21 protein-coding genes are annotated in these 20,934 nt (G+C 75.1%); 6 read left to right on the top strand and 15 right to left on the bottom strand.

What is annotated here, in order from left to right; genetic code table 11:
- Positions 1-60: 60 nt before the first annotated feature.
- The 7 genes from ACFY23_RS06175 to pepN all read right to left on the bottom strand — a co-directional run bounded on the left by ACFY23_RS06175 (position 61) and on the right by pepN (position 9,152).
- Positions 61-2,466, bottom strand: coding sequence for a ComEC/Rec2 family competence protein (locus ACFY23_RS06175; RefSeq protein WP_350819615.1), 2,406 nt, complete (start codon positions 2,464-2,466; stop codon positions 61-63).
- Between the two features lie 83 nt (positions 2,467-2,549).
- Positions 2,550-3,605, bottom strand: coding sequence for a helix-hairpin-helix domain-containing protein (locus ACFY23_RS06170; RefSeq protein ID WP_387036763.1), 1,056 nt, complete (start codon positions 3,603-3,605; stop codon positions 2,550-2,552).
- Positions 3,606-3,926: 321 nt separating this feature from the next.
- Positions 3,927-4,787 carry a DegV family protein gene (locus tag ACFY23_RS06165; protein ID WP_350686453.1) on the bottom strand — a complete coding sequence of 287 codons (861 nt, stop codon included), beginning with the start codon at positions 4,785-4,787 and terminating at the stop codon, positions 3,927-3,929.
- A 39-nt stretch (positions 4,788-4,826) separates the two neighbouring features.
- Positions 4,827-5,456: a histidine phosphatase family protein gene (locus tag ACFY23_RS06160; RefSeq protein WP_350686455.1), complete on the bottom strand. Its 630-nt coding sequence runs from the start codon at positions 5,454-5,456 to the stop codon at positions 4,827-4,829.
- Positions 5,453-5,863 carry a ribosome silencing factor gene (gene rsfS, locus ACFY23_RS06155; protein ID WP_350686457.1) on the bottom strand — a complete coding sequence of 137 codons (411 nt, stop codon included), beginning with the start codon at positions 5,861-5,863 and terminating at the stop codon, positions 5,453-5,455. Before rsfS ends, ACFY23_RS06160 begins: the two co-directional genes overlap by 4 nt.
- A 109-nt stretch (positions 5,864-5,972) precedes the next feature.
- On the bottom strand, positions 5,973-6,569 hold the full coding sequence (nadD, locus tag ACFY23_RS06150) for a nicotinate-nucleotide adenylyltransferase (RefSeq protein ID WP_350686458.1): 597 nt from the start codon (positions 6,567-6,569) through the stop codon (positions 5,973-5,975).
- Between the two features lie 69 nt (positions 6,570-6,638).
- Positions 6,639-9,152 (bottom strand): aminopeptidase N, encoded by a 2,514-nt coding sequence (gene pepN, locus ACFY23_RS06145; protein ID WP_350686459.1) that lies wholly within the window; start codon positions 9,150-9,152, stop codon positions 6,639-6,641.
- A 69-nt stretch (positions 9,153-9,221) separates the two neighbouring features.
- On the opposite strand from pepN, the gene ACFY23_RS06140 reads away from it, so the two are divergent.
- Complete coding sequence (locus ACFY23_RS06140) at positions 9,222-9,440, top strand: DUF397 domain-containing protein (protein WP_088992395.1); 219 nt, start codon at positions 9,222-9,224, stop codon at positions 9,438-9,440.
- 99 nt (positions 9,441-9,539) lie between these two features.
- Here ACFY23_RS06140 and ACFY23_RS06135 read toward each other — a convergent pair whose 3' ends face one another.
- Positions 9,540-9,932, bottom strand: a complete 393-nt coding sequence (locus ACFY23_RS06135; protein ID WP_350686460.1) for a hypothetical protein — start codon at positions 9,930-9,932, stop codon at positions 9,540-9,542.
- A gap of 308 nt (positions 9,933-10,240) precedes the next feature.
- On the opposite strand from ACFY23_RS06135, the gene ACFY23_RS06130 reads away from it, so the two are divergent.
- Positions 10,241-11,488 (top strand): cytochrome P450, encoded by a 1,248-nt coding sequence (locus ACFY23_RS06130; protein ID WP_350819617.1) that lies wholly within the window; start codon positions 10,241-10,243, stop codon positions 11,486-11,488.
- A gap of 53 nt (positions 11,489-11,541) precedes the next feature.
- On the opposite strand, the gene ACFY23_RS06125 is transcribed toward ACFY23_RS06130, so the two are convergent.
- Entirely contained in the window at positions 11,542-12,714 is a 1,173-nt protein-coding gene (locus ACFY23_RS06125) for a zinc-dependent alcohol dehydrogenase (protein WP_350687216.1), read from the bottom strand.
- The gene (locus ACFY23_RS06120; protein ID WP_350687215.1) at positions 12,711-13,346 is read right to left on the bottom strand and encodes a cyclase; all 636 of its coding nucleotides are present in this window, start codon (positions 13,344-13,346) and stop codon (positions 12,711-12,713) included. Before ACFY23_RS06120 ends, ACFY23_RS06125 begins: the two co-directional genes overlap by 4 nt.
- 144 nt (positions 13,347-13,490) lie before the next feature.
- Here ACFY23_RS06120 and ACFY23_RS06115 point away from each other — a divergent pair, with 144 nt between their 5' ends.
- Together ACFY23_RS06115 and ACFY23_RS06110 are read left to right on the top strand one after the other, a co-directional pair.
- Positions 13,491-14,228, top strand: coding sequence for a class I SAM-dependent methyltransferase (locus tag ACFY23_RS06115; RefSeq protein ID WP_350687213.1), 738 nt, complete (start codon positions 13,491-13,493; stop codon positions 14,226-14,228).
- Positions 14,225-15,262, top strand: a complete 1,038-nt coding sequence (locus ACFY23_RS06110; RefSeq protein ID WP_350819619.1) for a glycosyltransferase family 2 protein — start codon at positions 14,225-14,227, stop codon at positions 15,260-15,262. The genes ACFY23_RS06115 and ACFY23_RS06110 overlap by 4 nt, the downstream gene beginning before the upstream one ends.
- Before the next feature lie 137 nt (positions 15,263-15,399).
- Here ACFY23_RS06110 and ACFY23_RS06105 read toward each other — a convergent pair whose 3' ends face one another.
- From ACFY23_RS06105 to ACFY23_RS06095, 3 genes are read right to left on the bottom strand one after another with little or no spacing between them, the layout of a single operon-like run.
- On the bottom strand, positions 15,400-16,083 hold the full coding sequence (locus tag ACFY23_RS06105) for a DUF3618 domain-containing protein (protein WP_350686651.1): 684 nt from the start codon (positions 16,081-16,083) through the stop codon (positions 15,400-15,402).
- Positions 16,080-16,532 (bottom strand): phage holin family protein, encoded by a 453-nt coding sequence (locus ACFY23_RS06100; RefSeq protein ID WP_350686652.1) that lies wholly within the window; start codon positions 16,530-16,532, stop codon positions 16,080-16,082. Before ACFY23_RS06100 ends, ACFY23_RS06105 begins: the two co-directional genes overlap by 4 nt.
- Positions 16,533-16,563: 31 nt before the next feature.
- Complete coding sequence (locus ACFY23_RS06095; RefSeq protein ID WP_350686653.1) at positions 16,564-17,337, bottom strand: hypothetical protein; 774 nt, start codon at positions 17,335-17,337, stop codon at positions 16,564-16,566.
- A 257-nt stretch (positions 17,338-17,594) separates the two neighbouring features.
- Here ACFY23_RS06095 and ACFY23_RS06090 point away from each other — a divergent pair, with 257 nt between their 5' ends.
- Together ACFY23_RS06090 and ACFY23_RS06085 are read left to right on the top strand one after the other, a co-directional pair.
- Positions 17,595-18,074, top strand: coding sequence for a DUF4383 domain-containing protein (locus ACFY23_RS06090; protein ID WP_350686655.1), 480 nt, complete (start codon positions 17,595-17,597; stop codon positions 18,072-18,074).
- A gap of 81 nt (positions 18,075-18,155) precedes the next feature.
- Entirely contained in the window at positions 18,156-18,815 is a 660-nt protein-coding gene (locus ACFY23_RS06085) for a DUF6766 family protein (RefSeq protein WP_350686657.1), read from the top strand.
- A gap of 31 nt (positions 18,816-18,846) precedes the next feature.
- Here the strand turns inward: ACFY23_RS06085 and ACFY23_RS06080 are convergent, their stop codons facing one another.
- Entirely contained in the window at positions 18,847-19,296 is a 450-nt protein-coding gene (locus ACFY23_RS06080; protein WP_350686659.1) for a GNAT family N-acetyltransferase, read from the bottom strand.
- Positions 19,297-19,366: 70 nt separating this feature from the next.
- Positions 19,367-20,845 carry a GTPase ObgE gene (gene obgE / locus ACFY23_RS06075; protein ID WP_350686661.1) on the bottom strand — a complete coding sequence of 493 codons (1,479 nt, stop codon included), beginning with the start codon at positions 20,843-20,845 and terminating at the stop codon, positions 19,367-19,369.
- Positions 20,846-20,934 lie beyond the last annotated feature (89 nt).

Below are 20,934 nucleotides of genomic sequence, written 5' to 3'. Positions count from 1 at the left end.
CAGTGCAAATCCAGACATTTATCTCAGTACGCCGCCAAAGCCAAGAATTGGCGTCGATTCCTACGGCTGCCGGCCCGGCGGGATACCGCGCGTCACGACCGCGAGACCCGACCGGCCGAGCACCGCCGCCACGTCCCCGTCGGTGTCGGTACGCAGCACCCGCGCCCCGCCCCGGGCCAGCCGCCCCAGCACCGCCGGGTGCGGATGCCCGTACGTGTTGCCGGCCCCGACCGGCACCAGGGCGACCGCCGGGGCGACCGCGTCCAGGAAGGCCGGATCCTGGTAGGCGGAGCCGTGGTGCGCAACCTTCAGCACGTCGGCCCGCAGCCCGCCCGGTGTCGTGCTGTCCAGCAGCGCCCGCTGCTCCTCGGTCTCGGCGTCGCCGGCGAGCAGGATCCGTACCCCGGTGACCGTGGCGAGCAGCACCAGCGAGTTGTTGTTCGGGTCCGACCGGGTGCCCCGCAGCGGGTGGGGCGGACCGACGACGACCAGGTCGAGCATGCCCTCCCGGTACCGCCAGCCGGCCCGGCCGGCGACCACCTCGGTGGCGTGCGCCGCCGCCTCGGCGCGGACGAGGTCCCGCCCGGCCGCCGGCTCCGCCCACTGCGGTGCGAGCACCGCGTCCACCGGCCGTCCCCGGAACACGCCCGCCACACCGCCCGCGTGGTCGACGTGGAAGTGGCTGAACACCAGCAGCGCGACCTCGCGTACGCCGAGCCGGCGCAGACAGCCGTCCGCCGCCGCCGGATCCGGCCCGGCGTCGACCACCACCGCCCGGCCCGGGGCGACCGGCAGCACGACGGTGTCGCCCTGGCCGACCGCGCAGGCGGCGACCACCCAGTTCGCCGGGGGCCAGCCGGGGGCCGCCAGCCGCACCGGCAGCGCGCCGGCCACCACCGCGACGACGACCACCGCCACCAGCCGGCGGACCACCGGGCGTCGGGCCGCCACCAGCAGCGCGACGGTCAGCCCGGCCAGCAGGAGGGCCCCGGGGACCCCGCCCGGCCACGGCAGCGTGCCCGCCGGTAGCCGCGCCCCGTGTCGCGCCACCGTGACCAGCCACCAGGCCGGCCAGCTGGCCAGCCACGCGAGGAACTCCGCCCCGGCGGGCCAGACGGGCGACACCGCCGCCGCCAGCACGCCGAGCACCGTGGCGGGCGCGATCGCCGGCACCGCGAGCAGGTTCGCCGGCACGGCGACCAGGCTCACCGTGCCCGAGATCCCGGCCACCACCGGGGCGCAGGCGAGCTGCGCGGCGGCCGGCACCGCCAGCGCCTCGGCGAGCCCGGCGGGCACCCCGCGGCGGCGCAGCCCGTCGCGCCACCTCGGAGCGAGCAGCAGCAGACCGCCGGTGGCCAGCACGGAGAGCGCGAAGCCGGCGTCGCCGGCCAGTTCCGGGTCGAACAGCAGCAGCACGGCCACGCCGGCGGACAGCGCGGGCAGGGCCGCGCGGGGACGCCCGGCCGCCAGCGCGGCGAGCCCGATCGCGCCCATCGTGGCGGCCCGCACCACACTCGGCGAAGGGCGGACCAGGATGACGAACCCCACCAGGGCCAACCCGCAGAGCCCGGCGGCCAGCCAGGGGCCGGCCCGCGCCCAACGGGCCAGCAGCAGCACGGCGCCGACGACGATGGCCACGTTGGAGCCGGAGACGGCGTTCAGGTGGGTCATGCCGGTGGCGAGGAAGTCCTCCTCCACCGTGGGCGGCAGCCGGCTCGTGTCGCCCACGACCAGGCCGGGCAGCAGGCCGCCCTGCTCGTCGGGGAGCGGCGCGCAGGCGCGTTGCAGGCCGGCGCGGAGCGCCCCGGCGGCCCGCTGCGACGTCGGCGCCGGGCCATGCCGCTCCGGCGGGCCCGCCGCGCTCAGCACGGCGGCCGTCAGGTCCCCGCCGCGCGGGACGGCCAGCCTCCCCTCGGCGGTCAGCCGCTGCCCCGGCAGCAACCCCTGCCAGCCGGGGCCGGCGGCGAGGACCAGCACCCGGACTCGCGCGACGACCCGCCGACCGTCCGGGCCGGTGACCCCGGTCAGCTCGCTCGGCACGAGCAGGGTGGCCGGCCGCCCGGCGACGCCGCGTACGGGGCGGGGGTCGTCGCGGACGACCAGCTCGACGGTGACGACGGCACGCTCCTCGACCAGGGCGCGTACCGGACCGGCGTCGCGGACGGACACCCGGGCGGCGGTCGCCGTCGCGCCGCAGACCACGCCGATCAGCACCGCGACGGCGATCCAGCCGTACCGCCGGACGGGGGCGGCCGGCCGGCCGAGGACGCCGACGAGGTGGAGCCCGGCCAGGCCCGCCACCCCGGCGGCCACCGCCGCCAGCAGCAGCGTCACGCCGGCGGTCAGGTGCAGCCCGGCCAGCGCGGCGAGCCAGGCCGCCACGGCCAGACCGGCCAGCCGCAGGTCAGGCCCCTCCGCCGCCCGGTGCCCCGCAGCATCCGGTGTGCCGCTGGCGGCAGCCGTCACCGGAGACGGTCCCTCGCCCCACGCGGGCCGGCCGCCCGTCACCGGCGACGATCCCACGGCCCGCGCGGGCCGTCCGCCCGCCGTCACACCGTCACCAGGTCCTTGAGCTGCTCGTACCTGGCGTCGCCGATGCCCTCGACCTGGCGCAGGTCGCCGACCGAGCGGAAGCCGCCCTGCTGGTCGCGGTGGGCGAGGATGCGCTGGGCCAGCACCGGCCCCACCCCGGGCAGGGCGTCGAGCTGCGCGAGCGTCGCGGTGTTCAGGTTGAGCCGGCCGCCCGGGCCGGGTGCCGCTCCCGGCGCCCCGCCGGGCGCGGCGCCGGGCGGTGGTGCCGCGCCCGGCGGGGCGGCGACGCCGACCAGGATCAGCTCCCCGTCGGTGACCTTGCGGGCCGGGTTGAGCAGGGCCACGTCCACCCCGGGCAGCGCCCCGCCGGCCGCCTCGACGGCGTCGGCGACCCGCGCGCCGGCCGGCACCCGGACCAGCCCGGGACGGCGGACCTTGCCGGCGACCGCGACCACGATGTCCCCCGCCGGGGACGCCGCCGGCTCCGCCAGCCCGGTCTCCGACGCCAGGGGCGGCCCGGCGGTGGTGGCCGCCGGCCGGACCGGCTCGGCCTGGGGCCGGGACCGCCAGGCCCAGAAGCCGGCCCCCAGCACCACCAGCACGGCGACGACGGCGAGCGCCCGCACGCCCCGCCGCCCCGGGTCGAACGCTCCCGGCCCCGGCAGCCGGGACGGCGTCGCCTGCCCGGGGCTCGCCCCGTCGTCGGCCGGGCCGGCTCCCGCGTCGGCGACCGGCACGAGCGCTGCGCGGTGGGCCGCCTCGACGGCCACGACGTGGTGGTCCGCACCTCCGTCGACCTCGGGCGGCGGACCGGGCTCCGCCGACGCTGTGCGCCCGACCGGGACGACGGCCGGTGCGAGGGACGACGCCGAACGGGCGCTCGGAGCGGTCGGGTCGGGACCGGATCCCGGCCACGGCGGCGACGCCGGATCGGCCCCGGACGGAAGCGGAACCGGCGGCGGCGTGGACCGCCCCGGATGGTCGGGGAACCCGACCCACGGACCGGCCGACGCCGGTCGCCCCACCAGCCGGCGCAGCCGTTCCCGGACCACCGTCTCCTCGTCGTCTGACACGAGGCGAGGCTAGGTCCGCGGTGGCGGCCCGATGGTCGGGCGCTCGCCCGGCTGTGGACGGCGGAGCCACCTGTGGACAACGCCCTGATCATGCCCACGTTGTGCTAGCGCCCCGGAAACCGCAGGTCGGTGCGCCTGCGGATCGACACCCGAGCACCGACCGTCCACCGTCGACCATGAGGGTGCCGAACAGCCGGTCCGGCGCGGCCGAGGTGAACCCGGCCGCGGCGGAGGCGGTCGTCCTGTTGACGCGACGCGGGCGTCCCGGAACCGACGTCAGTCGACAGCGGGCGGCCGGCGGCGCACGACCCGGAGCCGACGTCAGCCGACGGCGGGCGGCCGGCGGTGCACGACCACGCAGGCCAGGCCCGGCCCGGCGTGCGCGGCGACCACCGCGCCCGCCTCCGAGACGTACGCGTGGTGCAGGCGGTCGCCCAGCCGGGCGGTCAGGGTCTCCAGCAGCGCCTCGGCCCGCTGCGGCGCGGCCAGGTGGTGCACGGCCAGGTCGACGTCGTCGTCGCCGGCCGCCTCGACGGCCAGGTCGACGAGCCGGGCCACGCCCCGGCTGGCGGTGCGTACCTTGTCCCTGACGACGATCGCCCCGTCCGGCATGTGCATGATCGGCTTGACCGACAGCGCGGTGCCGAGCAGCGCCTCCGCGGCGCCGATCCGACCGCCCCGGCGCAGGAACTCCAGCGTGTCCACGTAGAACCAGATGCTGGTGCGGTCGACCGCCGCCAGCGCGGCGTCGCGTACGGCCGGAAGGGCCCCGCCCCGCTCGGCCGCCGTGGCGGCGGCGACGGCCGGGAAGCCCAGGCCCATGCCGGTCGAGCGGCTGTCGACCACGGCGACCCGGTCGTCGAAGTCGGCGGCCGCCAGGCGGGCGGCCTCCACCGTCCCGGAGAGCTCGGCCGACAGGTGCACCGAGACGATCCCGTCGGCGCCGGCGTCGAGCAGCTCCCGGTACGTCCGCGCGAACTGCTCGGGGGCGGGGCGGGAGGTGCTCACCGAGACCCGCCGCCCGCCGAGCGCCCGGGTGGCGTCGGCCGGGGTGGTCTCCACCCCCTCCAGCCCCTCCGCGCCGTTGAGCACGACGGTCAGCGGCACCACTGTCAGCCGGCGGGCGTGCAGCAGCTCGGGCGGGAGATAGGCGGTGGAGTCGGTGACGACCGCGACGGGCATGCCCGGCACGCTAGCCGATCTCGGCGGGGATCGCCGGGGTCAGACGGCCTCGGTGGTGGCCGGCACAGTGATCAGGCCGACATTGTGGGCGCGCAGGTGCCAACCCCGGGCGTCGTCGTGCCGCAGCTCCGTCCAGTGGCAGTTGGACAGCGACCCCACGGTACGCAGCACCACGTGCTCCCAGCCGAGCAGCTGGCCGACGCCCTGCCGGGCGCCGCCGCCGTGGGTGGCCACCACGACCGTGCCGCCGGGGGCGAGGTCGGCGGCGTCCTGGAACGCGGCGCCGACCCGCTTGCCGAGGTCGTCGAGGGTCTCGATGCCGGAGCCCGGATCCGGGTCACCGGCCCGCCAGCGGGCGAACTCGACGGGGTGCCGCTCGGCCGCCTCGGTGAGCACGAGGCCCTGCCAGAGCCCGAAGTGCCGCTCCCGCAGCCGCGGGTCGGTGCGTACCGGCAGCCCGGTCAGCGCCGCGAGCGCGGCGGCGGTGTCCGCGGCGCGGCTCAGGTCGCTGGCGACGATGGCGTCGGGCCGCAGCGCGGCGAGCAGGGGCGCGGCGGTGCGGGCCTGCTCGCGGCCGAGGTCGTTCAGCGGCACGTCGGTCTGCCCCTGGACCCGGCTGGCGGCGTTCCAGTCCGTGTTGCCGTGCCGCCAGATGATCAGGCGGGTCATTCCGCGGTGGCGGAGCCGGTGCCGGACTCGGCGTCGACCAGGTCCCGGTCGACGAACGGGATCGTCGGGCAGTCCTTCCACAGCCGGTCGAGGGCGTAGAACTCGCGCTCCTCGGTGTGCTGGACGTGCACCACGATGTCGACGTAGTCCAGCAGCACCCACCGGCCGCCCCGCTCGCCCTCGCGCCGGACCGGCTTGGCCTTCTCCGGCAGCTGGAGCAGGCGCTCCTCGATGGCGTCGACGATGGCGAGCACCTGACGCTCGTTCGGTGCGGCGGCGAGCAGGAACGCGTCGGTGATGGCGAGCTGGTCGCCCACGTCGATGATGACGATGTCCTGCGCCTTCTTGTCGGCCGCGGCCTGGGCGGCGGCGATCGCCAACTCGTGAGCGCGTTCGGAAACTGTCACCGTTCTCCTTCGATCAACCGTGCGATCCTCCAAGCGTCTCACACACGGCGGAATCCCGACTCGTCAGTTCTGACGCGTTACCCGGCCGAACCACCTGATAACGGTCGAATCACTGCTGGTAGAGGCGCCGTTTGGCGATGTACTGCACCACACCGTCCGGCACGAGGTACCAGACCGGCTCCCCGCGGGCGACCCGCGCCCGGCAGTTCGTCGACGAGATGGCCATCGCCGGGACCTGCACCAGGCTCACCGTGTCGGCGGGCAGGTGCGCGTCGGTGAGCTCGAAACCGGGCCGGGTCACCCCGATGAAGTGGGCCAGCTCGAAGATCTCGTCCAGGTCCTTCCAGGAGAGGATCTTCTCCAGGGCGTCGGCCCCGGTGATGAAGAAGAGCTGCGCCTTCGGGCCGTACTCGGCGTGCAGGTCGCGCAGCGTGTCGACCGTGTAGGTGGGCCCGCCCCGGTCGATGTCGACCCGGCTGACCTGGAAGCGCGGGTTGGAGGCGGTGGCGATCACCGTCATCAGGTAGCGGTCCTCGGCCGGGGTGACCGTCTGGTCCGCCTTCTGCCACGGCTGGCCGGTGGGGACGAAGACCACCTCGTCCAGGCCGAACCGGTCCGCCACCTCGCTGGCCGCGACGAGGTGCCCGTGGTGGATCGGATCGAAGGTCCCGCCCATGATGCCGATCCGCCGGATGTCCTCCTCCATCCGATGATCGTAGGCCGGGCACGGCCGACGGCGACCCGGGGCCGCCGGCCGTCCCGACCACCGGTCCGCTCAGGCCGACGCGGCCGCCGTCGCCGTCCGGGCCACCAGCGCCCGGCGCAGGTCGTCGTCCAGGTCCGTGACCCAGCGCCGCAGGCCGGGCGTGAGGTCGTCCCGGGCCAGCAGGGCCGCGGCCAGCTCCCGCGTGGGCTGCGCCACGGCGTAGCGGGGGAAGGCCCGCACGGTGACGTCGTCGGCCACCCAGGGCGTACGCAGCTTCGCCGCCGCCGGCATGTCGGCGAAGTACCGCTCGACGTACGGGGCGGTCAGCTCGGCCTGCTCTGGCTGCCAGAAGCCCTCCGCGGTCGCCTCCACGAGGCGGTTGGACAGCTCGGTGTTGCGCACCACGATCTCCCAGGCGACCCGCTTGGCCTCCCCGTCCGGCAGCGCCGCCCGGCAGCACGCGGCCCGCTCCGCCCCGGTGGCGCTACGGTCCGCGGCCGCCTCGGCGGCGATCTCCGCCTCGCCGGCCGCGCCCAGCACCACCAGGCGCAGCAGCAGCGCCCACCGCAGGTCGGCGTCGACGGCCAGGCCCTCCGGCACGCCGTCACCGGCCAGCCACCCCGCGAGCAGCCCGGTGTCGGTGGTGGCCGCGATCAGGCCACGGGCGGCGGCGAGCTGCAACGAGCCCCCGGCCGGCGCCCCGGCGAGCAGCGCCGCGCACGCCCCGGCGACCCGGAGCAGGGCGGCGTCCCGGGCGAGCGGGTCGAGGTAGCGGTCGATCAGCCGGCGGCTCAGGGTGAGCACCTCCTCGGCGATCGTCACCTCCGTCTCGGCGGGCAGCGCCGCGGCGACCAGGGCGACCAGCGAGGTGACCGGGCGCTCCCCGTCGGTGGCCGCGTCGAGCGCCTCGCCCCAGAGCAGCGCCCGGGCCAGCGGGTCGGCGAGCCCCGGCAGCAGCATGGGCACCGCGTCGGCCGAAGCCGGATCGAGGCGGATCTTGGCGAAGGTCAGGTCGCCGTCGTTCGGCAGCAGCAGCCCGGTGGCCGGCTCGCCGAGCAGCGGGGTCAGCGTGGTCCGCCCGCCGTCGGCGGCCGGGTCCAGGTCGACCTCGAACCGGCTCGCCGCGCCGTCGGCGTACCGGCCCACGCCGACGCGGTGCGGGCGCAGCACCGGGTGCGACGCGGGGGCGGTCTGCACGATCGCCGCGTCCCGCCAGCGCCCGTCGGCGTCCACCGAGGTCTCGATGCGCAGCGTGTTGACCTGCGCGCTGCGCAGCCAGCGGTCGGCCCAGGCGCCCAGGTCCCGCCCGCCGGCGTCGCCGAGGGCGGCCAGCAGGTCGGTCAGCGTGGCGTTGCCGAACCGGTGCTTCGCGAAGTGCGCGTTCAGCCCGGCGAGGAACGCCTCGTCGCCCAGCCAGGCGACGAGCTGCCGCAGCACGCTGGCCCCCTTGGCGTACGAGATGCCGTCGAAGTTGAGCAGGGCCTCGGCGGCGTCGGCGACCTTCGCCGGGGCGACAGGGTGGGTCGACGGCCGCTGGTCGGCGGTGTAGCCCCAGGACTTGCGGCGGATCGCGAAGGTCGTCCAGGCCCGGTCGAAGCGGGTCGCCTCGGCGGTCACCCGGGTGCCCAGGTACTCGGCGAAGGACTCGTTCAGCCAGAGGTCGTCCCACCAACGCATAGTGACCAGGTCGCCGAACCACATGTGCGCCATCTCGTGGGCGATGGTGGTGGCGCGCACCTCGCGCTGGCTGTCGGTGACCGCCGAACGGAACACGTAGTCGTCCCGGAAGGTGACCAGGCCGGGGTTCTCCATCGCGCCGGCGTTGAACTCGGGCACGAACGCCTGGTCGTACTTGCCGAACGGATAGCGCTCGGCGAACAGCTCGTGGAAGCGGTCGAGGCACTGCTTCGTGACGGTGAGGATCTCGTCGAGGTCGGCGTCCAGGTGGGCGGCGAGGGAGCGGCGGCAGTACACGCCGAGCGGGATGCCGTCGTGGGAGTCGCGGCGGACGTGCCAGGGGCCGGCGACCACCGAGAAGAAGTACGTGGCCAGCGGGGCGGTGGGGGCGAACTCCCAGCGCCCCGGCCGGGGGTTCGCGGCGAGCGCCCCGTTGGCGGCGACCGTCCACTGCGCCGGGGCGGTGACCGAGAGCGTCACCGGGGCCTTCAGGTCGGGCTGGTCGAAGGCGGCGAAGATGCGCGGCGCCTCGTCCAGGAAGGACATCGCGTACAGGTACGTCTCGCCGTCGGCCGGGTCGACGAAGCGGTGCATCCCCTCGCCGGTGTTCGAGTACGCCATCTCGGCGGTGACGGTGAGCGTGTTCTCCGCCGCCAGGTCGGCCAGCGGGAACCGACCGTCGGCCAGCGCGGCCGGGTCGAGGTCCCGGTCGTTGAGGCGTACGGTCAGCAGCTCCGCGGGCTTGACCTCGACGAAGGTCTGCGCGCCGGCGGCGGCCCGGAACCGGATGGTGGCGGTCGAGCGGAACCGCTCGCCGTCGCCGGTCAGGTCGAGGTCCACCTGGTAGGACTCGACAGTAATCGCCGCGCCACGCGCGGTCGCCTCTACACGGGTCAGGCTCGGCATCCGCTTATCCTGCCCGATGGGGATCCGCACGTGTTTCCCCATTTCCCCGTGGCACTGGAGGACTGAACCATGGCTTCGCACCCCAAGGGCGACTTCGACCTCTCCCGGGCGGTCTGGCAGCGGGCCGAAGGCGACACCTCCGAGAGCGCCGTCGAGGTGGCCTTCGTCGACGACCTGATCGGCATGCGCAACTCCGCCGAGCCGGACGGCCCGGTGCTGGTCTTCACGCAGGCCGAGTGGGACGCCTTCGTCGCCGGCGCCCAGGACGGCGAGTTCGACCTGGACTGAGCCGGAGACGCCGGTCGGGTCGGTCGGCGACCCGCACCGCCGGCCCCTGTCCGCCCCGGGTGCGGGGCGGGCAGGGGCCTAGTCATTCCGTGGACGCCCCTAGTCGCCGTCGCCCCAGCCGAGCCCGCCGGGGCCGGGGGCGTGGTGGAAGCCGGGGTGGCCGGCCACGTCGGCGCAGCGCTCGCCGTCCGGCCCGGACGCACCGCAGAACAGCCGCTCGGCCTGCTGCCACGCCTCGGCCGGCGACAGCGCCGACGCGCCCAGGGCCAACTCGGGTCGCAGCAGGCTCAGCGCCTCCGCGTACCCGACGGCGATCTCCCGGGCCGACTCCAGGTCGGGCGCGGTGAAGCCGAGGTGCACGGTGAAGAACCTGCCCGGCCGGGCCGGGCGGCGGGGCGACGCGATCAACGGGGCGCCGGCCGCGTCCCGTGCCGCGCCGAGCACCTCCAGCGCCTGCCGCTGCCGCCAGTACGGCGGCCTGTTGTCCCGCATTCGTCCTCCCCGTGGCGATCGTGGGCGCGGCCCTCCTCGGGCGACCCGCCCGGGTTCCGGCCCGGCTGCCGGCCGTCGGCACGCCGTCGGCGGCCCCGCCGGGCCGCTCTCCCCGAGCCAACCAGCTTTCCGCGCCCCTGGGAGGGGCCAGCGGGTGCGCCGTGCGCTGGCCCCTCCCCGCCCGCCGGCCAGCCCGGCCGCCCGCCGGCCTGCCGCGGGATTGCGCCACGCCGGCCTGGGTAGACGCAGAGGCATCGACGAGAGATCCGGCTGGCCGGCAACGGCCGCCGCCCCTGCCAGGAGGCCCGATGGCGACCATCCCGACGGAGCGCAGCCCGGAGAGCTCGGTGGCGTTCCTGCGCGACGGCTACCGCTTCGTCGGCCGGCGCTGCGACCGCCACGGCAGCGACATCTTCCAGGCCCGGCTGCTGCTACGGCCCACCATCTGCCTGCGCGGCCGCCCGGCGGCCGAGCTGTTCTACGACACCGAGCGCTTCGTCCGCGCGGGTGCGATGCCGCTCCGGGGGCAGCGCACCCTCACCGGCCGGGGCGGCGTGCAGGGTCTGGACGCCGCGGAGCACGGCGACCGCAAGGCCATGTTCATGTCGATCATGGCGCCGGCCGCGGTCCGGCAGCTCGGCCAGCTCTTCGACGACGAGTGGCGGGCCCACGTCCCGACCTGGGAGTCGGGCGCGCCCGTCGTGCTGTACGACGAGGTCGCCCGGATGCTGACCCGCGCGGTCTGCGCCTGGGCGGGCGTGCCGCTGGCCGCCACCGAGGTCGACCGGCGCACCGCAGACCTGCACGCGATGATCGAGGGCCCGGCGGCGCTCGGCCCCCGGCACTGGCGCGGCCTGCTGGGCCGCCGCCGGGGCGAGCGCTGGATCGGCGGCGTCATCGACCGCGAACGCGTCGGCACGCTCCCCGCGCCCGAGGGCAGCGCGCTGCGGGTCATCGCCGAACACCGCGACGCCCGCGGGCGGCTGCTCCCCCGCCGGATCGCGGCCGTCGAACTGCTCAACGTGCTGCGCCCCACCGTCGCCGTCGACCGGTTCGTCGTGTTCGCCGCGCTCGCGCTGCACGACCACCCCTCCTGGCGGCAGCGGGTCCGCGAGAGCGAGGAGGCCACCGAGAGCTTCGTGCAGGAAGTACGCCGCTTCTACCCCTTCTTCCCGGTGGCCGTCGCCCGGGTCCGCCGCTCCTTCGACTGGCAGGGCTACCACTTCCCGCGCGGCCGGCGGGTGCTGCTCGACCTGTACGGCACCGACCACCACCCGGACCTCTGGCCCGAGCCGGAGCGGTTCCGCCCGGAGCGCTTCACCGGCTGGCGGGGCGACCCGTTCCGCTTCGTCCCCCAGGGCGGCGGGAACCACCTGTCCGGCCACCGCTGCGCCGGTGAGTGGATCACCATCGAGCTGATGAAGCGGGCGGTGACGAACCTGACCACCGCCATGCGCTACGACGTGCCCCCGCAGGACCTGGCGCTGAGCCTGAGCCGCATGCCGGCGCTGCCGCCCAGCGGCTTCGTGATCACGAACGTCCGCCGCACCGCCTGAGTGACGCCGCGCCCGCGCCGCGGGGACCGGCCGGTCCCCGCGGCGCGGACCGGTCAGGCCGGGTGCAGGACGGTACGCAGGCAGCCATCCTGCTTCTTCTCGAACACCTCGTACCCGCGCGCGCCCTGCTCCAGCGGCATCGGGTGGGTGGCCAGGTAGCCGGGGTCGATCTCCCCGGCGGCGAGCCGGTCCAGCAGCATCGGGATGTAACGCTGCGCGTGCATCTGCCCCATCCGCAGCACCAGCGCCTTGTTCATCGCCGCGCCCAGCGGGAACTTGTCCACCAGGCCGCCGTAGACGCCGACGATGCTCACCGTGCCTCCCTTGCGGCAGGCCATGATCGCCTGCCGGACGGAGGTGGGGCGGTCGGTCTGCAACCGGGCGGTCTGCTTCGCCTTGTCGTACGCGTACGCCGGGCCGACGTCGTGGGACTCCATGCCGACGGCCTCGATGCACGCGTCCGGCCCTCGGCCGGCGGTCATCTCCCGCAGCGCCTCCAGCACGTCGGTCTCCGCGTAGTTGACCGTCTCCACGCCGAGCCGGTCGGCGGCGGTGGCGAGCCGCTCCGGCAGCCGGTCGACGACGATCACGCGCTCGGCGCCGAGGAGCTGCGCGGCCCGGGCCGCCATCTGGCCGACCCCGCCCGCGCCCCAGACCGCGACCACCTCGCCACCCTTCAGCCCACAGAAGTCGGCGGCCATCCAGCCGGTGGGCATCGCGTCGGAGGCGAACACCACCGAGTCGTCGGCCACGCCGTCGGGGACCGGGAACGCCCCGACGTCGCCGAACGGCACCCGGACGTACTCGGCGTGGCTGCCGGAGTAGCCCCCGGCGGCGTGCGAGTAACCGAGGATGCCGGCCGGCGAGTGCCCCCAGAGCTTCTCCATGAAGACCGGTTGGGGGTTGGAGTTGTCGCAGAGCGAGTACTGCTCGGTGCGGCAGTACCAGCAGCCGCCGCAGGCCACCACCGAGCCGACCACCACGCGGTCGCCGACGCGCAGCCGCCGTACGCCGGGGCCGGTCTCCACCACCTCGCCCATGAACTCGTGACCGAGGACGTCGCCCTCCCGCATCGCCGGCAGGAACCCGTTTATCAGGTGCAGGTCGGAGCCGCAGACGCTGCTGGCCCGCACCTTGACGATGATGTCGCCCTCGGCGCGGATCCGCGGCTCGGGCACGTCGCGTACGGCCAGCTTGCCGACGCCTTCCCAGCAGAGCGCCCTCACGCCCGTCCTCCCGTCGTCAGCCGCTCGCGGACCTCGTCGGTCGCCTTCTCCTGGGCCGGGCCGCGCCCGGACGGGTCCCGCCGGGTGTCGATCACCTGCCCGCACTCCACCAGCGACTTCACCCGGCGCAGCACGTCCCGCAGCGCCAGGTCCGGTTCGTCGCCACGGACCAGGCCGAGCGCCCGGCGCACCGGGCCGGAGCGCCACCGCAACTCGGCGCGGATCTCCGTGCCCCGGTCCTGGGGCGCGGGCGCCAGTTCCACGGTGCCCTCCTGCGCCGGCCCGTCGGTCACCCGCCAGCGCAGCCGGCCGGGGCCGTCGACGGTGATCTCGGCGCGCCACTCGGTGCCGCCGCCGTCCGGGTCACGCGCCACGCAGCGCCACCGGTTGTCGTCGAGCTGCTCCAGGGTCGCCCACTCGGCCAGCGCCCGGTCCATCCGCTCCCGGTCGGTCCAGAAGCCGATCACCGCCTCGACCGGCCGGTCGACGGTCACCCCGCGCCGCACCACGTACCAGCCGTCGCGCCGCTCGGGCTGGTGCCGGCGCCGCCGACGGGCCACCGCCCGGCCGACGCCGACCGCGGTCACCGTGGTGGCGCCGAGCAGCGCCCACCTCGTTCCGTTGCTGGTCATCACGTCTCCTCCACCCGGGCGCCCGGGATGGACTGCCCGCCTCCGTTGCGCTACCCGGCGCCGCCCGGCCGAAACGGCGAACCGGTTTGACCTGCCGATATGCGGGCACCTGCTGCGGGCACCCACCGTCACCGGGAGACACCGTTGTCCTTCGACTCCAGCGAGTACGGCCGGCACGTGGCCGAGGTCTACGACGAGACGTACGCCCACCTCACACCGGACGCCGCGGTGGAGCGGCTGGCCGCGCTGGCGGACGGCGGCCCGGTGTGCGAGTTCGGCGTCGGCACCGGCCGGCTCGCGCTGCCGCTGGCCGCCCGGGGGCTGACCGTCGCCGGCATCGAAGGCTCCCCCGAGATGGTCGCGGGATTACGGGCGAAGCCCGGCGGCGACGCGGTCGAGGTGGCCGTCGGCGACTTCGCGCAGACCCGCGTGCCCGGCGAGTTCGCGCTGGTGGTGCTCGCGTTCAACACGATCTTCGCGCTGCCGGACCAGGCCGCCCAGGTGGCCTGCTTCCGCAACGCCGCCGCCCACCTCCGCCCCGGCGGCCGGTTCGTGGTCGAGGCCTGGGTGCCCGATCCCGGGGCCTTCCGGGCCGGCGGGGCGCTGCGCCCGGTGCGGGTGGCCGAGGACGCGGTGCTGCTGGAGGCGGCCCTGCTGCACCCCGCCGAGCAGCGGATGACCACGACGAAGGTCCTGCTCAGCAACGCCGGGGTGCGGTTGCTGCCGGCCAACCACCGCTACGCCTGGCCCGCCGAGCTGGACCTGATGGCCGAGCTGGCCGGGATGCGTCGGGAACACCGGTGGGAGGACTGGACCGGGCGGCCGTTCACCGACGACAGCCGCGACCACGTGTCGGTCTACCGCCGCCCGGAGCGGCCGTGAGCGCCCCCACCGCCGGGCCCGTCGACGACCGGCACGCCACCGCGACGCCGACGGCCGGGAGCGCCGACGACCGCGGCCTGCCGATCGCGTACGTCCTGCCGCTGCGCTGGACCGACGACGCCGGGCTGCCCGAGCTGACCGGCTACCTCCGCTGGCTCGGCTCGCGGGTCGACGTGACCGTGGTGGACGGGTCGCCGCCGGAGCTGTTCGCCCGGCACCGCGCGGCCTGGCGGGGGCTGGTCCGGCACCTGCCACCCGATCCCGCCGTCCGGGGCGTCAACGGGAAGGTGACCGGCGTGCTCACCGGCGTCGGCGCGGCCCGGCAAGAGCACGTGGTGATCGCCGACGACGACGTCCGCTACGACGAGGCGGGGCTGCGCGCCGTGCACCGGCTGCTCGACCGGGTGGACCTGGTCCGGCCGCAGAACTACTTCGACCCGCTGCCCTGGCACGCGTGGTGGGACACCGGGCGGACCCTGCTCAACCGGGCGCTCGGCGCCGACTATCCCGGCACCCTGGCGGTACGCCGGAGCACCTTCCTCGCCATGGGCGGCTACGACCCGGACGTGCTCTTCGAGAACCTGGAGCTGATCCGCACCGTGCGCGCGTACGGGGGCACCGAGGCGGCACCCGCCTGGCTGCACGTACGCCGGCTGCCGCCCGACACCGCCCACTTCCTCGGCCAGCGGGTGCGCCAGGCGTACGACGACCTGGCCCAGCCGGTCCGCCTGGTGGCCTCGCTCGCGGTCCTGCCGGCGCTGGCCGCGGCGGTCGCGGCCCGGCGACCGGGGCTGCTGCTCGGCGCGGCCGGGACCACCGTGCTGCTGGCCGAGGCGGGCCGGCGCCGGGCCGGCGGCACCGCGGTCTTCCCGCCGACCACCGCCCTGGCCGCCCCGTTCTGGGTGCTGGAACGCGGCACGTGCGGCTGGCTCGCCCTCGGCCGGCGGCTTCTCTTCGGCGGGGTCCGCTACGCCGGCGGCCGGGTGCGGCGCGCCGCCCACTTCGACCGCACCCTCCGCCGCCGCCTCCGCTGACCCGCGGAAGGCGGGCCCACCGCACGATCGCGGCGGCCGGGGCGGGTACGGGCCGGGACGCACACGACAGCTCGCGGCCACTCCCCGGAACGTTCCCGGTAGTGGCCGCGAGCTGCGGCGTGCGGTGACCGGGTCGGTCAGTACCGCACCTGTTCGCGCGACTGCTGCGCCTGGCCCTTCACGTCCTGTGCGGCGGAGCGGGTGTCGTCCTTGACGGCGTGCACGGCGTCCTGCGCGGTGGACTTCACCGACTCGGTGGCGTGCTGCGCCGGCTCGCGCAGCTCCTCCTTCAGCTCGCTGGCGACCTCGCCCAGTTTCTCCTTCACCACCCCGGCGTGCTCGCCGGCCTTCTCCTTGACCTGCGTCGCCACCTGCTGCTCACGACGGGTGGCCGGGATCAGCGAGGAGGCGAGCCAGCCGACGCCGAAGGCGATCAGGCCGGCGGCGAGGGGGTTGCCCTCGGACTTCTGCCGGATCACGTGCGGGGCCCGGTGCGCGGCGTCGTTGACCGTCGAGGCGGCCGAGTGCGCCTTGTCGCTGACCGTCGAGGCCGCCGAGTGCGCCTTGTCGCTGACCGTCGACGCCGCCGACGAGGCGTGGTCGCCCACCGAGTGGGCGCCGTGCTTGGTGCTGTGACCCAGGTCGGAAGCGGTTCCCATCACCTTGTCCCTCACATTCTGCAGTGCGTTGCGGACCCGCTGCTTGCGGTCGTCGACGATGCGGGCGGGGCTGACCTTGTACGCCAGCGCGTCCACGTCGGAGCTCAGGTTGCTCCGGGTGGCTTCGATCTCCCGGCGGATCTGGTCCGGGTCGGTGCTCATCGGGTGACCTCCTGCGGGTGGGGCTTGAGCGCGTCGGGAATGCGCTGCACGCTCTCGTTGGTCTGCTTGAGGCCGCGAATCCGCTCGGCGTTCTTCTTGGCCATGGAGTAGAGGACCGCGGCGATCGCACCCCAGATGACGGCCACGATCAGCGCCGCCCAGCCGGCGTCGATCACGTTGGACAGCCCGGCCCAGAGGGCCAGCGACAGGAACAGGGCCACCATGTAGCCGCCGAAGCCGGCGCCGCCGAAGAAGCCGGCGGCCTTGCCCGCCTTCTTGCCCTCCTGGCGGATCTCGGCCTTGGCGAGCTCGACCTCCTGCCGCATCAGGGTGGACAGGTCGGTGGTGACCTGACGCATCAGCTCACCGATCGAGCTGCCCCGGACCTCGTCCGCGTCGTGGGGGTGGTGACCGGAGTTCAGCCCCGCCCCCTGCGTCGGCATGCTCATGCCGCCGCCTCCCTTCGGATGACTCGTGGGCTCACGGACGGGTGCTCCCGCTCGACGGCACGCCGGGCAACGGATCGGTCTGGGTCACCGGCGGCAGCGGCTGCCCGACGCCACCGGCCGGGTCCGCGTAGCTGGTGGTGGTCTGCGGGTCGGCGTACGCGCCCGGGGTCGGGTCCAGGTAGCCGCCCGGCGGCACGGCGTCCGGCACCGCGCGCCGGGCCGGCGTCGGGATGACGGCCGTCCGGTCCGGGTCGTAGCCGGCGCCCGAGCCGTACGCGGGGTAGCCGTTGCCCTGGCCGTCGCCGGCGGCGGAGATGTTCCTGGTCAGCCGGCCGGCGAGCACGCCCAGCACGGCGGCGCCGACGAGGAAGGTGCCCGGGTTGCGGCGCGCGTAGTCGCGCACCTCCGCGATGAGGTCACCGGGCTCCCGCTGCTCCAGCCAGCCGGCCACGCCGTGCACCCGGTCGGCGGCCTGGCGGGCGATCTCGCTCACCGGCCCGGCCTGACCGCCGTGCTCGGCCATCGAGCGCATCTCGTCGGCCAGCGAGCGGAGCCCGCCGGCGGCGCGCCGCTGCTGCTCACCGGCCTGGCTGGCGACCTGGCTGCGGGCCTCGCCGTAGAGGTTGCGCGCCTGGCGGGCCGCCTCGCCGACGACCTCCCTGCCCTGCTCCTTGGCCGTCTCGGCGACGGCGCCGCCGGCCTGCTTCGCTTCCGACCCGACCTGACGGGCCTGCTGGCGGACACCGCCGCCGTTGGTCGACTCCTGCCCGTACGTGGAAGTCGTGGGTGACAGATCGTAAGTCATGATGTCCCTTCCGCTCGGAAAGTCGTCGCGGTTGTGCTGGGGGGATGCGCCGGCCGTCACTGCCGTCGCCTCCTCTGACCTACCCTCCGTCGCCGTTTCCATACCTCGTTCGTGACTTCTCCTGCGGCCCGTCCCGAAAGGACTACAAAATGGAGGATCGTCGGGCCGGGTGCCGACGCCGTCGCGGACAGTGACGGCCGGTCGCCGCGATCCGCGCCGCGGGCAGGGCGTTCCGCGGGTCCACGGAGGTGACATCGATGGCACGCAACGCACGCGGCGGCCCGGCGGGGCCGAAACCCCGGGTGCAGCTCGCCGCCGTGGCCGCGGCCGGGGTCTTCGTCCTGGTCGGGGTGCTCGGGTTCATCCCCGGCATCACCACCGACTACGGCGACATGACGTTCGCCGGTCACCACTCCGAGGCCCGGCTGCTCGGCCTGTTCCAGGTGTCGATCCTGCACAACGCGCTGCACCTGGGCTTCGGGCTGGTCGGGCTGGTGCTGGCCCGCACCGTTGCCGGGGCCCGGATCTTCCTCGCCGGCGGTGGCGCGCTCTACCTCGGCCTGTGGCTGTACGGCTTCGCGATCAACAAGGAGAGCGTGGCGAACGTCATCCCGGTCAACGACGCCGACAACTGGCTGCACCTGTTCCTCGGCTTCGGCATGCTCGCCGCTGGTCTGTTGCTCTCCAACCAGGCCGGCATGGGCACCCGGCTGGACGATCCCTTCGACCGTCCCTGACCCTCGCTGGCACGCGCACGGCGTTTGCCCTGTCCGCCGTGCGGGCAACGGAGGATGCGGCCCGTCGACGAGGAGATCGCCATGCCCCACCGATTACGCAACCACGCGCTGACCATCGTGATGTTCGGCGCGTTCCTCGTGTTCCTGATGCTGCAGAGCGTGTTCGGTTGGCACGCCCACAACGAGGAGCTGGCCGAGTTCGGGGCCGCGCCGACCAGTTGGCCGGCGTACCTGCGCAGCGGGCACTTCCTCGAGTCGGTCTTCGAGAACTGGGAGTCGGAGTTCCTCCAGATGGGCGGCTACGTCCTGCTCACCGCGTACCTGGTGCAGTGGGGGTCGGCGGAGTCGAAGCCGCTGGAGCAGACCGACCGACCGGCGGACGACGAGCGCCGGGCCACTCCCGAATCCCCCTGGCCGGTACGCGTCGGCGGACTGCCCCTGCTGGTCTACCGGAACAGCCTCTCCATCGCCCTGCTGCTGATCTTCGCCGGCTCGTTCGTCGGCCACCTGCTCGGCGGCACCGCCGAGTACAACGAGCAGCAGGCGCTGCAGAGCGGGGCGCCGCCGATCGGCGTCTGGGAGTTCCTCGGCACCAGCGAGTTCTGGTTCCAGTCCATGCAGAACTGGCAGAGCGAGTTCCTCGCCGTCGGCACGCTGATCGTGCTGAGCATCTTCCTGCGCCAGCACGCCTCGCCCGAGTCGAAGCCGGTCACGGTGTCGCACGGGCACACCGGCGACTGACCGGCCGGCCGGCGCCGGGGCGCGGGCACCGTCAGGCCGGCACGCGCAGCCGCTTGGCGAAGCAGACGCTGTACGGATTGCTCACGTACTCGCCGTACACCGGGATCGGCTCGTACCCGCAGGAGGTGTAGAGCCCGATCGCGGCCGGCAGGTACGTGCCGGTCTCCAGGCAGACCACCGCGTGCCCCTGCCGGAAGGCCAACTCCTCCAGCGCGGCCAGCAACTGCCGGGCGATGCCCCGCCCCCGGTACGCCGGACGGACGTACATCCGCTTCAGCTCGCCGGTGCCGTCGTCGAGCGCCTGGAGCCCGCCGCAGGCGATGGCCCGCCCGTCGGCCACCACCACGAGGTAGCGGATGTCGTCGTGGGTCACGGTCGCCTGGCCGTCCAACCCGCCGTCCGCCTCGCGCAGCTCGCGCTGCTGGGCAGTGACCAGGGCGTCGATCTCCGGATCGGTGGCGGGGCGTGACTCGATCAGCATCAGGCCACGCTAGGTGGCGCGGATTTCTGGCAGGTTTCCGGCAGTCGACCCGCTCACGGAGCGCGACGAGCTATTCGGCGTCGCCCTCCCCGACCCCGTCGACCGGGCCGACCTCGTCCGACGGGCCGGCCTCCACCTCGTCGGCCGGTCGCTGCCGGCGGGCCTTGCGGGCCGCCAGCCGCTCCGCGGCGGAGGCGCGGGTCGACTTCTCCTCCAGCCGGACGTCCGTGCCCCGGTTGCCCGGGATGAAGTCGACGCCGGCGTAGAGGGTCGGCTGCCAGTCGAACTCGCGGTCGCCGATCCGGACGAGGTCGCCCGGCTCCGCGCCGGCCTTGCCGAGTTTCTCCTCGACGCCCAGGCGCGCCAGCCGGTCGGCCAGGTAGCCCACCGCCTCGTCGTTGTCGAAGTTCGTCTGTCGCACCCACCGTTCGGGACGGGTGCCGCGCACGACCCAGGCGCCGTCCGGCGCGGCCTCGATCGTGAAGCCGGCGTCGTCGACCGCCTTCGGTCGGATCACGATCCGGGTCGGCTCGGCCGGCGGCGCGGCGCTGCGCGCCTGCTCCACCAGCTCCGCCATGGCGTACGTCAGCTCCTTCAGCCCCTCCCGGGTGGCCGCGGAGACCTCGAACACCCGGAAGCCGCGCTCCTCCAGGTCGGGGCGGACGATCTCGGCCAGGTCCCGGCCGTCCGGCACGTCGACCTTGTTCAGCGCCACCAGCCGGGGCCGGTCGGCCAAGCCGCCGTACTCGGTCAGCTCGGCCTCGATGGTGTCGATGTCGGCCACCGGGTCCCGGCCGGGCTCCAGGGTGGCGGTGTCGATGACGTGCACCAGCACCGAGCAGCGCTCGATGTGCCGGAGGAACTCCAGGCCGAGGCCCTTGCCGGTGGCCGCCCCCGGGATCAGGCCGGGCACGTCGGCGACCGTGAAGGTGTGGTTGTCCACCCGGACCACGCCCAGGTTGGGCACCAGGGTGGTGAACGGGTAGTCGGCGATCTTCGGCTTGGCGGCGGAGATCACCGAGATCAGCGACGACTTGCCGGCCGACGGGAAGCCCACCAGGCCGATGTCGGCGACGCTCTTGAGCTCCAGCACCACGTCGAGCTGCTCGCCGGGCTCGCCCAGCTCGGCGAAGCCGGGGGCCTTGCGCCGGGCGTTGGCCAGCGACGCGTTGCCCCGGCCGCCGCGCCCGCCCCGGGCCACCTCGAAGGTCGTGCCGGCGCCGACCATGTCGGCCAGCACGGTGCCGTCGGGGGCCTGCACCACGGTGCCGTTCGGCACCTTCAGCACGAGGTTGCGGCCGTTCGCGCCGTCCCGGTTCGACCCGGCGCCGCCCTTGCCGTTCTCGGCCTTGACGTGCGGACGGAAGTGGAAGTCGAGCAGCGTCGTCACCTGCGGGTCGACCACGAGGGAGACGCTGCCGCCGTGCCCGCCGTTGCCGCCGTCGGGGCCGCCGAACGGCTTGAACTTCTCCCGGTGGATCGAGACACAACCGTGCCCGCCATCGCCGGCCTGCAGGTGCAGGACGACCCGGTCAACGAACGTCGCCACGGGCGTCAATCCTTCCAGCGAGGTCGACGCCCCGCACGAGAAAAGGCGCAGCGGGCCGGGACACGAGGTCCGCGGCCCGCTGCGCCGGA

This window comes from Micromonospora sp. NPDC000121, assembly GCF_042899165.1.
In the GTDB taxonomy this organism is placed as follows: domain Bacteria; phylum Actinomycetota; class Actinomycetes; order Mycobacteriales; family Micromonosporaceae; genus Micromonospora.
This window is presented reverse-complemented; position numbering and strand designations above follow the sequence as displayed.

Excerpts from the sequence above, each read along its gene's own strand:
- ACFY23_RS06100 (WP_350686652.1), bottom strand. The coding sequence starts at position 16,532 with ATGAGCATGCCGACGCAGGGGGCGGGGCTGAACTCCGGTCACCACCCC.
- ACFY23_RS06095 (WP_350686653.1), bottom strand. The coding sequence starts at position 17,337 with ATGACTTACGATCTGTCACCCACGACTTCCACGTACGGGCAGGAGTCG.
- ACFY23_RS06140 (WP_088992395.1), top strand. The coding sequence starts at position 9,222 with ATGGCTTCGCACCCCAAGGGCGACTTCGACCTCTCCCGGGCGGTCTGG.
- ACFY23_RS06130 (WP_350819617.1), top strand. The coding sequence starts at position 10,241 with ATGGCGACCATCCCGACGGAGCGCAGCCCGGAGAGCTCGGTGGCGTTC.
- pepN (WP_350686459.1), bottom strand. The coding sequence starts at position 9,152 with ATGCCGAGCCTGACCCGTGTAGAGGCGACCGCGCGTGGCGCGGCGATT.
- nadD (WP_350686458.1), bottom strand. The coding sequence starts at position 6,569 with ATGGAGGAGGACATCCGGCGGATCGGCATCATGGGCGGGACCTTCGAT.
- ACFY23_RS06135 (WP_350686460.1), bottom strand. The coding sequence starts at position 9,932 with ATGCGGGACAACAGGCCGCCGTACTGGCGGCAGCGGCAGGCGCTGGAG.
- ACFY23_RS06080 (WP_350686659.1), bottom strand. The coding sequence starts at position 19,296 with ATGCTGATCGAGTCACGCCCCGCCACCGATCCGGAGATCGACGCCCTG.
- ACFY23_RS06120 (WP_350687215.1), bottom strand. The coding sequence starts at position 13,346 with ATGACCAGCAACGGAACGAGGTGGGCGCTGCTCGGCGCCACCACGGTG.
- ACFY23_RS06160 (WP_350686455.1), bottom strand. The coding sequence starts at position 5,456 with ATGACCCGCCTGATCATCTGGCGGCACGGCAACACGGACTGGAACGCC.
- ACFY23_RS06105 (WP_350686651.1), bottom strand. The coding sequence starts at position 16,083 with ATGAGCACCGACCCGGACCAGATCCGCCGGGAGATCGAAGCCACCCGG.
- ACFY23_RS06085 (WP_350686657.1), top strand. The coding sequence starts at position 18,156 with ATGCCCCACCGATTACGCAACCACGCGCTGACCATCGTGATGTTCGGC.
- ACFY23_RS06165 (WP_350686453.1), bottom strand. The coding sequence starts at position 4,787 with ATGCCCGTCGCGGTCGTCACCGACTCCACCGCCTATCTCCCGCCCGAG.
- ACFY23_RS06090 (WP_350686655.1), top strand. The coding sequence starts at position 17,595 with ATGGCACGCAACGCACGCGGCGGCCCGGCGGGGCCGAAACCCCGGGTG.